Origin of the sequence: Streptomyces sp., assembly GCF_035563135.1 — a bacterium.
Lineage (GTDB): Bacteria > Actinomycetota > Actinomycetes > Streptomycetales > Streptomycetaceae > Streptomyces.
Window position 1 is genome coordinate 1 of record NZ_DATMVN010000253.1, and the last position, 10241, is coordinate 10241.

Below are 10241 nucleotides of genomic sequence, written 5' to 3' on the forward strand. Positions count from 1 at the left end.
GGTGTGCGCCGTGCCAGGCGGGCACGGCGGTGTCGGCCGCGAGGACGGCTGTGTAGGTCGCCAGCACCGGGCCGAGCAGGGCTGCGGCGGCCGTCGCTGCCGCGCCGGCCTTCGGCAGCCGGCCGGTGACGGCGGTGAGCGCCGCCGCTCCGGCGGCGGGGCCGTAGGCGGAGAGCAGCCAGGAGCCCATGCTCATCGGGGAGGTCGGTTTGAGGACGCGCAGCATGTGGGGGAAGCGTGACGGTCTGCCGAGGTCGTGGATGAGGGCTGCCGCGGACAGGGTGACGGCTGACAGCGAGGACACCTTGAGCGCCGTGGCGGTGGTGGAGTGTCCCGTGAGGTGGGAGCCGGCCGCGAGGACGGACCCGGCACCGGCCAGCCCCCCGAGGAAGAAGTAGCCGGCGATGTCCCGGGCCGACCAGGAGGGCGCCTTGATGACCGGGCGCCCGTAGTAGGAGCCGGTCCGGGGGACGCTCGCCGGTGTGCTGGACGTGTCCGGGGTCATCGGCGCACCTTCCTCCGGGTGAGTGCGGGAAGCATGAAGGACAGTGCCGCCGTTCCGGCCAGCGACAGCGCGGCCGTCCCCGCGTGGCGCCACATGGCGGGCAGGTCGCGGGTGGTGACGACCGGGTCCGGGGGCAGCCCGTACACCTCGGGTGCGTCGAGGAGCAGGAAGAACGCGCCGTCCCCGCCCACCCCGTTGTCCGGTTCGTGGCCGTAGAGCCGTGCCTCGGTGACTCCGGCCTCGTGCAGCTGGTCCACCCGCAGCGCGGCGCGCTCCCGCAGCTCGTCGAGCGGGCCGAACTGGATGGACCGGGTGGGGCACGCCTTGGCGCAGGCGGGTTCCTGTCCGGCGCCGAGGCGGTCGTAGCACATGGTGCACTTGAACGCGCGTCCGTCCGTGGGGCGTTGCTCGATCACCCCGTACGGACAGGCGGGTACGCAGACGCCGCAGCCGTTGCAGATGTCCTCCTGGACGACGACCGTGCCGAACTCCGTACGGAAGAGTGATCCGGTGGGGCAGACGTCGAGGCAGGCGGCGTGGGTGCAGTGCTTGCACACGTCGGAGGACATCAGCCACCGCACGCCCGGTGGCTGCGTCCGTTCCTGCGGCCCGGCGTCCGGCTCGACGAGTGGGAGTGCGGTGCGCCCGGCCGGCAGCGGCTGTTCGACGAAGGCGACGTGCCGCCAGGTGGAGGCGCCGAGACCACCGGTGTTGTCGTACGACATGCCGGTGAGCGTCAGCCCGTCCTCGGGCAGGGCGTTCCACTCCTTGCAGGCGACCTCACAGGCCTTGCAGCCGATGCAGACGGAGGTGTCGGTGAAGAATCCGACGCGTGGCGGGGCGTCCGTATGGCCCGCGTCCCGTGCCGGATCGTGCTCGGGCCCGCCGAAGGGATTGTCGCTCACGTCGTCTCCTGAGTTCCGGTCGCCTCCGTGATCCCCGCCCGGCCGCGGTACTCCGCGACCATCTCCGGCAGGGCCGGCCCCCTGGGCCGGCGTCCGGGACGGATGTCGGCGGTGAGCGCCTTGTCCTCCTGGATCAGGCCGTTGGGATCGAGCGCGATCGCGACCAGTTCGTTGGCGGCGTCGCCGGTGGCGATGCCGTTGGGGCCCCAGTGGAAGGGCAGCCCGATCTGGTGCACGGTCCGTCCGTGCACGGTGAGCGGGGTGATCCGGCCGGTCACCATCACACGGGCCTCCACGGCGTTGCGGGCCGTGACGATCGTGGCCCAGCCGCCGTGTTCCAGTCCGCGTTCGGCCGCGAGCTGCGGCGACACCTCGCAGAAGAACTCGGGCTGCAGTTCGGACAGATACGGCGACCAGCGGCTCATCCCGCCCGCCGTGAAGTGCTCGGTGAGCCGGTGCGTGGTGACCACGTACGGGTAGACGTCCGCACCCGGATCGCCGTCGCTCGGGTGGTAGCGGTTGCCCTCACGCCGGTGCAGCAGCCGCACCGGCGAGCGGGAGCGTGCGGGGTACAGCGCGTTCCCGAACGGCGAGTCCTGCGGCTCGTAGTGCGTGGGCAGCGGGCCGTCCTCGAGGCCGGCCGGGGCGTAGAGCCAGCCCTTGCCGTCGGCCTGCATGATGAACGGGTCGTCCCCGCGCAGCGCGTCGGGGCCGGTGGCGTCCGGTGGCGGCTCGTAGCCGGGTGCGCGGTCGGGCACGAAGTCCGGGACGTCGTGGCCCGTCCACCTCCGTTCCGCCGCGTCCCACCAGATGTACGCCTTGCGGGTGCTCCAGGGCGTTCCGTCCGGCGCCGCGGAGGCCCGGTTGTAGAGGATGCGGCGGTTGGCGGGCCAGGCCCAGCCCCATTCGGCGGCGACCCAGTCCTGCTCGGTGTGCGGCTTGCGGCGGGCGGCCCGGTTGACGCCGTCCGCGTACACACCGCAGTAGATCCAGCACCCGCACCGGGTGGAGCCGTCGTCCTTCAGCTCGGTGTAGGCGGCGAGCGGCGCGCCGTCGGGGCCGTGGCCGTTGATCTCCGCCAGGACCGAGGCCGCGACGGGCTCCCTCAGCGGCCCCTCCACGGGGTAGTCCCAGGTGAGGTCCTGCGGGGCCCGGTCCATCGGGTCGCCGGACGCCGCGAGCCGCTCCTTGATGCGGCGGCCCAGGTGGTAGGCGAACCAGAGGTCACTGCGTGCGTCCCCGTCCGGTTCGACCGCCGCGTGGTGCCACTGCAGCCACCGGTTGGTGTTGGTGAAGGATCCGGACTTCTCGGTGTGCGACGCCGCCGGGAAGAAGAAGACCTCGGTGCCGATGTCCTCGGTCCTCATCTCGCCGGTCTCGGTCTCCGGACCGTCCTTCCACCAGGTCGCGGACTCGATGAGCGAGAAGTCGCGCACCACCAGCCATTCGAGCCGGGCCATGCCGAGCCGCTGGAGCCGCGCGTTGGCGGAGCCGACGGCCGGGTTCTCACCCATCAGGAAATAGCCCTTGCACTCACCGTCGAGCTGGGCCATGACCGTCTCGTAGGTACCGTGCGAACCGGTGAGGCGCGGCAGGTGGTCGAAGCAGAAGTCGTTCCCGGCCGTCGCCGCGTCCCCGTAGTAGGCCTTGAGCAGGCTGACGAAGTAGGCCCGCATGTCGCCCCAGAAGCCCTTCTCCGTGCGGCTCGCCCGGATGAAGGCGTCCAGGTCCTCGTGGGCGTGGGCATGCGGCATCGGGAGATAGCCCGGCAGCAGGTTGAAGAGGGTCGGGATGTCGCTGGAGCCCTGGATGGAGGCGTGGCCGCGCAGTGCCTGGATGCCGCCGCCGGGCCTCCCGATGTTGCCGAGCAGCAGCTGGAGGATGCTCGCGGCGCGGATGCACTGGGAACCGGTGGAGTGCTGGGTCCACCCCACCGCATAGGCGAATGCGCTGGTGCGGTCGGGCCCTGAGTTGGAGGTCAGGGCGTCGCAGACCTCCAGGAACACCTCGCGTTTGATCCCGCAGATCTTCTCGACCGTCTCGGGGGTGTAGCGGGCGTAGTGGCGCTTGAGGATCTGGTAGACGCACCGGGGGTGGCGCAGGGTCTCGTCGCGCGGGGGCCACGGCTCGGCCTGCGGGCCGCCGGACCCGTGGGTCTCGGATTCGGCCGCCTCGTGGATGCGCTCGTGGTCCTCGGCGTCCTCGGTCCGGCGTCCGTACTGCTCGTCGGCGTCTCCGGAGGGGGCCTGGACCTCGGCGCCGCGGTACTGCCAGGTCTCGGCGTCGTAGTGGCGGCGCTCCTCGTCGAGGCCGGAGAAGACACCGCCGAGGTCCTCGGTGTCCCTGAAGTCGTCGCTGACCAGCGTGGCCGCGTTGGTGTAGTTGAGGACGTACTCCCGGAAGTCCTTCTCCTCGGTGAGGACGTGGTTGATGATGCCGCCGAGGAACGCGATGTCGCTCCCTGCCCGGATGGGAACGAAAAGGTCGGACAGTGCGCTCGTGCGGGTGAAGCGCGGGTCCACATGGATGATCCGGGCACCGCGCTCCTTCGCCTCCATCACCCACTGGAAGCCGACCGGGTGGGCCTCGGCGAAGTTCGATCCCTGGATGACGATGCAGTCCGAGTGCTGGAGGTCCTGCATGAAGGTGGTGGCTCCGCCCCGGCCGAAGGAGGTGCCGAGGCCGGCCACGGTGGAGCTGTGGCAGACCCGTGCCTGGTTCTCCACCTGCACGATGCCGAGTCCGGTGAACAACTTCTTGATCAGGTAGTTCTCCTCGTTGTCCAGGGTGGCGCCGCCGAGGCTGGCGATACCCATGGTGCGTGCCGTACGGAGCCCTTCGTGCTCCCACTGCCAGGTGCTGCGCCGGGTCTCCACGACGCGGTCCGCGACCATGTCCATCGCCATCTCCAGGTCGAGCGGCTCCCAGTCGGTGGCGTACGGGCGCCGGTACAGCACCTGGTGGCGGCGGGCCGAGCCGGTGGTGAGCTGGAGCGTCGCGGACCCTTTGGGGCACAGCCTGCCCCGGCTGACCGGGGAGTCCGGGTCGCCCTCGATCTGGACGACCCGGTCGTCCTTGACGTACACCTGCTGGCCGCAGCCGACGGCGCAGTACGGACAGACGGACTTGACCACGCGGTCGGCCGTGGCCGTCCGGGGCCGGCCCTGCTCCGTCTTCCGCGACACCACGGCCCGCCCTCTGCCCAGAGGGTCACCGCCGGTCAGCTGCCGGTAGACGGGCCAGCGGCCGAGCGGATTGCCTGCTCCCATCGTGTTTCCTCCAGCGGTCCGGGGACTTACTCCAGGCTCACCCCACGGCTGCGTGTCGGCGACACGAGGGACAGCTCGGACGGGCGCGGGGCCGCGGAAGATCTCGTACCCGGTGTGCGGCGGGGAAACGTGGGCTTCCCGCTCCGCCGGGGTTCTCCGCTCCGCCGGGGCTGCCCGCTCCGTGTCCCGGCTCCCGCCTACAGTTCGCGCAGTGCCGGCAGCAGCGTGCTCCGCGCCCAGTCGATGAAGGGCCGCTGCTGGGCGCCGCCGATCTGGACGAGGGCGACCTCGGTGAAGCCTGCTTCGGCGTAGGGCCGTACGGCCTCGACGAACGCGTCGACGTCCGAGCCGCACGGGATGGACCCGGCGATGTCCTCCGGGCGGACGAACCGGGTCCCCTGGTCGAACGCGGAGGGGCCCGGCAGCTCGGAGTTGACCTTCCAGCCGCCGAGCGACCAGCGGAACTGGTCGTGGGCGCGGGCGATCGCGGCGTCCCGGTCGGGGTCGTAGCAGACGGGCACCTGCCCCACGCGGGGTTTCCCGGCCCCGCCGTGCCGGTCGAACGCGCTCAGCAGCTCGCTCCTGGGTTCGGTCGCGATGACCAGGTCGCCCAGCGTTCCGGCGAGTTCGCAGGACCTCTCCCCCGAGACGGCGATGCCGATGGGGACACGCCGTTCGGGCAGATCCCACAGCTTGGCGTTCTCCACGTCGAAGTGGGCGCCGTGGTGGCTCACGTGGTCGCCCTCGAAGAGGGCGCGGATGATCTGTACGGCCTCCTCGAGCATCTCCAGCCGGACATGGGCCGCGGGCCAGCCCGCCCCGACGACGTGCTCGTTGAGGTTCTCGCCCGAACCGAGGCCGAGCCGGAAACGGCCCTCGGCGAGCAACTGGAGGGTCGCCGCCTTCTGCGCGACCACTGCCGGGTGGTAGCGGGTGGTCGGGCAGGTCACGTACGTCATCAGGGGGATCCTGGACGTGGCCTGCGCGGCGGCTCCCAGAACCGACCACGCATAGGGGGCGTGTCCCTGGGAAGCCAACCAGGGGAAGTAGTGGTCAGAGGTGACGGAGAAGTCGAAGCCGGCGTCCTCCGCCGCGACCACGTCCTCGACGAGGGCGCGGGGGCCTGCCTGCTCGGTCATCATCGTGTAGCCGATTTGAACCATGTGAAACACATTTACCGTGACATCGCCATAAAACATGAATTCATGTCAATGGCTGTCTGTGATCGATTCCCCGGGGTATGCGCCAAGCATGGACGTAACAAACGGAGCATGGGAATCGCTCGCCAGCACCGGCGGCGCCGACGGACCGGGAGCAGTCGGCGTGATCATCGGCATCGTCGGCCTGTTCGTGGTGCTTCTGCTGATCGGGGGCTTCTGGCTCGGCATGAGGCGCCGCGACAAGGAATCACGGCCACCGCGCCCCGAGGAACAGCCATCGCGTCCGGAGCACCGGACGGAGATCCAGGAGACCGGGCCGCACGGGTCGGACCACTTCCCCGAGGACGGCCGCGCCCTCTCGCCGTACGAGCTCAGCGACCGCGGTAACGAGGTGATCCCGCCGGAGGACGAGCGCCGGCGTGACTGACAGACGATCGCACCGGCCACCGGCCGGCGATGCGCAGGCGTCCGGACCCGTCATGGAACGGGTCCGGACGCCTGTGCGTGGGCCCGGCAGTTCTCACCGGCCGATCGGTGCAACAGGAAGAGGGGACCAGGGGGGCACATGAACCAGCCGGAGTCGGACCGCAAGACCCGCGTCACCGTTCTGGTGGCGCTCGCAGCCAACCTCGTCATCGCGGTGGCCAAGGGGGTGGGGGGTCTCCTCTCGGGCTCCCCCGCCCTCCTGTCCGAAGCCGCGCACTCCGTGGCGGACAGCGTCAACGAGGTCTTCCTGCTGGCCGCGCTCAAGCGCAGCCGCCGCCCTCCTGACGCCCGCCACCCCTTCGGGTACGGCAAGGAACGCTACTTCTGGTCGCTCCTCGCGGCCGTCGGAATCTTCGTCGTGGGAGGCTGCTTCTCGTTCTTCCAGGGACTGGAGGCACTGGGCCGCGACGAACAGGAATCACCCGACGGCTACACGGTGGGCCTGATCGTCCTCGCGGTCGCCCTGGTCGCGGAGGGCGGCTCGCTCGTCCGCGCACTGGTCCAGCTCCGCGGGGAGAAGGGCGCCGCCCGGGACCCGGCGTTGAGGACGGTGATCGCGGAGGACAGCACGGCCGTGCTGGGCGTGCTGCTGGCCATGGCGGGCATGGTGCTGCACCTGGTCACAGGGGACGTCGTGTGGGAGGCGTCGGCCTCTGTGGGAATCGGCCTGCTGCTGGTCCACGTCGCCTTCCGGCTCGGCAAGGACGCCCGTGACCGGCTGATCGGGGAGTCCGCCGACCTCGGCCTGCGCCGGGGTGTGGAGGACTTCCTCACGTCCCAGGCCGAGATCGACAACGTCGCGGCCCTGTTCACCATGGGCCTCGGTCTCGACTCGGTGCTGGTGGCGGCCAGGATAGATCTGGCGCCCGGCATCGACAGCGAGGAGGTCGAACGGGTCGCCGTCCGGATCAAGCGGTCGATCGCCCGGAGCTGGCCGGAAGCCGAGCACGTGTTCCTCGACATCACCAACGCCCCGCCCCGGGGCGGGGTGTGATCGCGGCCGCCGTGTGTTGCGGGAGCAGCCGAGGCGGATGAGGCTGGTCCTGGCCGCGCGGCACCGAAGAAGTCATGCCGCAGAACCGATAAGGCAGTGGGACCATGACTCCTAGCGATCCGCGGACCGTGCCGGAACCGGCGGTGCTGAGCGGGGTGAGTGCTCCGTGCTGGGTCCATCTGGTGACCCGTGACCTGGAGGACGCCCGGCGCTTCTACAGCGCCGTTCTCGGATGGACGTTCCGCCGCGGACCGCTGGGCAGGGACTTCCTGATGGCGCGCTCCGACGGAGTGCCGGTGGCCGGCATCGGCGCGGTCGCGTCGGCCTACCAGGTGGGCGTGGCGTGGATGCCCTATTTCTCCGTCCGGAACGCCGATGTCGTCTCGGCCCGCATCCGCGAACGCAGTGGAACCGTTGCCGTGGGCCCGCTGACGGTCGGGCAGGGACGCGCCGTCCTGGCAGCCGACCGGGACGGCGCGTCCTTCGGCGTGTGGGAGTGGACGGGCCGTGCGGCCGGGCTCGCCCCTTCCGGGAACCGCGCGCACGCCTGGCTCCGGCTCCGCACCAGGGACGCCTTCGACGCCGCGATCTTCTACGGCGAGGTCCTGGGCTGGGCGAGCGGGGAACCTGGCGGCTGCGAGGTGGCGTACGTGAAGGAAGAAGTGCTCGTACGCTGCAACGGACGCCCACTGGCGCGGATCAGCTCCGGTGCGGTGGAGGCCGCCCCCGATCCCCAGGTGCGCCCCCACTGGCAGGTGCAGTTCCCCGTGGCCGACGTGGACACCACGGTCCTCGCCGCCGAGCGCAACGGAGGGGCCCTCATGGAGCACCGCGGCGTGCAGCACGGCAGCGAGGCCACGCTGCGGGACCCCGACGGCGGGCTCTTCACCGTGACGGACGTACGCAGCCCGGCGGACGAGGACGAGGACTGACGGGGCGGGGACACCGGCGGGTCAGCGCGGGGCGAGGACCACGGGTCAGGGACGCGCGCCGGCGTCCGGGTCCTCTTCCCCTTCGTCCGGCCGTCGGCCGTTGTCCCGCGCGATGGCCCACAGCGGGAACACGAACCAGCAGACCAGGAACCACAGGGCCATACCGCCCACCAGCCAGAGGGCCACCACGTTGTGCAGCGCCACCCGCAGGATGAGCAGCAGCGTGCTGCACATCGTGCCGAAGAGCAGGCCGAGTCCCAGCTTCATCAGACGTGAGGCCCAGATGACCGTCTGCGGCTTCATCCGGCGGCCGGTGAGCAGCCGGTGGTACGACACGGGCCCTATCAGCGCGGCAGCCGTCGCCGACCCCAGCATGACGGTCACGACGTAGATGTTCCGGTCGACGGTGGAGAGATCGCTGAAGCGGGGCTGGAAGACCACCGCGAGCAGGAAACCGAACAGGATCTGGACGCCGGTCTGTGCCACCCGCAGTTCCTGGAGCAGCTCACCCCACTGCCGGTCCGCCCGCTCCCCCTCGGTCTCCCGCCGTCCGCTGTGCGGGTTCCTCCCCGCTTCATCTCTCCCGCTTCCCTCACTGCCCGCCGGTATCTGTCCCATGGATGCCTCCCCCACGTCGTAGAGGTGGTACTGGTGCCCCGCGAAGCCGTGGTGAATCCCCGATCTTCCATGGTGGCAGCGGCAGGGGGGTCCACCACCCGACGGCGAACGGCGTGGACCGCGAACCGGCTCCCGGATGAGGGGAAGGCCTCGACCGGCCGTGGCCATGCCCTTAAGATCGTTGCACGGCATCGCGCGTCGGTCACCGGCCGGGTGAGGCGTGGAGGTGGCCCGTGAGATGCCCGCTGGAGGCATTCCACAGTGTCAGTCGAGTTGAATCACACCATCGTTCACAGCCGGGACAACCGCGAGTCGGCCGAATTCCTGGCGCACATCCTGGATCTCACCGTCGGGACCGAATGGGGCCCCTTCATCCCGGTGGTCCTCGCCAACGGCGTCACGCTGGACTTCGCGACCGTTCCCGCCGCATCGATCACCGTGCAGCACTACGCGTTCCTCATCTCGGAGACAGAATTCGACACCGCCTTCGGGCGCATCGAGGCGCAGGGGATCACCTACTACGCCGATCCTCACCGGAAACACCCCGGCGAGATCAACCACAACGACGGCGGACGCGGGGTGTACTTCCCCGATCCCAGCGGCCACGGGATGGAACTCATCACGCGTCCGTACGGGGGCTGGTCGTAGCAGCGCCCGTCCCGGAGGGCATACGGGCGGCCTGGCCGTGATCAGTGATCACGGCCAGGCCGCCCGGCTCAGGGGCCGCCGTCGGTCGTGAGTTCCAGATCGGGCCGGTCCCACATCACCGCGGGCGGGCGGGCCGCCACGGTGCCGGTGCGTTCGGCACCCACACTGCGGTAGAAGCCCTCGGCGGGAGGGTGCGCGACCACGCGTACGGCAGCCAGGCCGGCCCGGCGCGCCTCCTCACGCAGGTGGCCGATGAGGAGCCGTCCGATCCCCCGCCCCTGGGCGTCGTCGGCGACGAACATCAGGTCGAGCTCCGGCGGGGACAGGACCAGCGCGTAGAAACCGAGAAGCCGGCCGCCGTCGTCCACCGCCACGTGGACGGCGTGCGCTTCGATGTAGTCCGGTCCCACCTTGTATCCCGCGACCATGGGCGCGTAGGGACCCTCGTACGCACGTGACGAGGTGACCAGGCGGGTGAGCCGCTTGGCGTCCCGCGCGACGGCTCGCCTGATCCGGACCGCGCCATGCCGTTCCGTGGCGCTCGCTCTCATGAGGTGAGTATGACGCACTCCGCGCGCGGGCCCCGCACGGCTCTCGACGCCCGCCCCGCCCGCCGCGCCACTCCTCCACGACCGCGTCGGTGCCGAACGGCCGGAGTTCCAGCGGGGGTCCCTCCGGTGGCCCGGCCGGTGCCTCGCGGATGCGCTCGTCGGCCTCGGCCGGC

The 10241-nt window shown here is 70.8% G+C and carries 10 protein-coding genes; 4 read left to right on the plus strand and 6 right to left on the minus strand.

Features of this window, described 5'->3' with window-relative positions; genetic code table 11:
* The 4 genes from nrfD to VN520_RS11000 all read right to left on the minus strand — a co-directional run.
* Nucleotides 1–505, minus strand: a 505-nt coding sequence (gene nrfD / locus VN520_RS10985) for an NrfD/PsrC family molybdoenzyme membrane anchor subunit (protein ID WP_325746686.1), incomplete at its 3' end; no start/stop codon positions are given.
* Nucleotides 502–1410: a 4Fe-4S dicluster domain-containing protein gene (locus VN520_RS10990; protein WP_325746687.1), complete on the minus strand. Its 909-nt coding sequence runs from the start codon at nt 1408–1410 to the stop codon at nt 502–504. The genes VN520_RS10990 and nrfD, both read right to left, overlap by 4 nt.
* Entirely contained in the window at nt 1407–4679 is a 3273-nt protein-coding gene (gene fdh, locus VN520_RS10995) for a formate dehydrogenase (RefSeq protein ID WP_325746688.1), read from the minus strand. Before fdh ends, VN520_RS10990 begins: the two co-directional genes overlap by 4 nt.
* 197 nt (nt 4680–4876) lie before the next feature.
* The gene (locus tag VN520_RS11000) at nt 4877–5842 is read right to left on the minus strand and encodes an LLM class F420-dependent oxidoreductase (RefSeq protein ID WP_325746689.1); all 966 of its coding nucleotides are present in this window, start codon (nt 5840–5842) and stop codon (nt 4877–4879) included.
* Between the two features lie 88 nt (nt 5843–5930).
* Here VN520_RS11000 and VN520_RS11005 point away from each other — a divergent pair, with 88 nt between their 5' ends.
* From VN520_RS11005 to VN520_RS11015, 3 genes are all read left to right on the plus strand, one after another.
* On the plus strand, nt 5931–6266 hold the full coding sequence (locus VN520_RS11005) for a DUF6479 family protein (protein WP_325746690.1): 336 nt from the start codon (nt 5931–5933) through the stop codon (nt 6264–6266).
* A gap of 138 nt (nt 6267–6404) precedes the next feature.
* The gene (locus VN520_RS11010; protein ID WP_325746691.1) at nt 6405–7319 is read left to right on the plus strand and encodes a cation diffusion facilitator family transporter; all 915 of its coding nucleotides are present in this window, start codon (nt 6405–6407) and stop codon (nt 7317–7319) included.
* 104 nt (nt 7320–7423) lie between these two features.
* On the plus strand, nt 7424–8251 hold the full coding sequence (locus VN520_RS11015) for a VOC family protein (RefSeq protein ID WP_325746692.1): 828 nt from the start codon (nt 7424–7426) through the stop codon (nt 8249–8251).
* 45 nt (nt 8252–8296) lie between these two features.
* Here the strand turns inward: VN520_RS11015 and VN520_RS11020 are convergent, their stop codons facing one another.
* On the minus strand, nt 8297–8869 hold the full coding sequence (locus VN520_RS11020) for a DUF6328 family protein (RefSeq protein WP_325746693.1): 573 nt from the start codon (nt 8867–8869) through the stop codon (nt 8297–8299).
* Nucleotides 8870–9130: 261 nt separating this feature from the next.
* On the opposite strand from VN520_RS11020, the gene VN520_RS11025 reads away from it, so the two are divergent.
* Nucleotides 9131–9517, plus strand: a complete 387-nt coding sequence (locus VN520_RS11025; RefSeq protein ID WP_325746694.1) for a VOC family protein — start codon at nt 9131–9133, stop codon at nt 9515–9517.
* Between the two features lie 68 nt (nt 9518–9585).
* Here the strand turns inward: VN520_RS11025 and VN520_RS11030 are convergent, their stop codons facing one another.
* Nucleotides 9586–10068, minus strand: a complete 483-nt coding sequence (locus tag VN520_RS11030) for a GNAT family N-acetyltransferase (RefSeq protein ID WP_325746695.1) — start codon at nt 10066–10068, stop codon at nt 9586–9588.
* Between the last annotated feature and the right edge of the window lie 173 nt (nt 10069–10241).